Below are 229 nucleotides of genomic sequence, written 5' to 3' on the forward strand. Positions count from 1 at the left end.
CGCAGGCCGTGACCGTGGCCGAGCCGTAGGCCCTGACCGTGGCCGAGTCGCAGGCCCTGACCGTGGCCGAGTCGCAGGCCGTGACCGGGATGTATGAGCCGGGCTCGGAGCGGATGTCGATGACCCGCGCTCCTGCGGCGATAGCGGCGTCCAGTTCCGCTTGTGTTGTGACGGTGATAGGATCAGTCATGAGATGTGCCCCTTTCTGGGGTCCGTGGCCCTCGCCGTG

1 protein-coding gene is annotated in these 229 nt (G+C 68.1%); it reads right to left on the reverse strand.

What is annotated here, in order from left to right:
- A partial coding sequence (locus Q5762_RS39885; RefSeq protein WP_315897208.1) for a hypothetical protein occupies window positions 1–190 on the reverse strand: 190 nt, incomplete at its 3' end.
- Window positions 191–229: the final 39 nt, after the last annotated feature.

Origin of the sequence: Streptomyces sp. P9(2023) (genome assembly GCF_032436795.1) — a bacterium.
Taxonomy (GTDB): Bacteria; Actinomycetota; Actinomycetes; order Streptomycetales; family Streptomycetaceae; genus Streptomyces.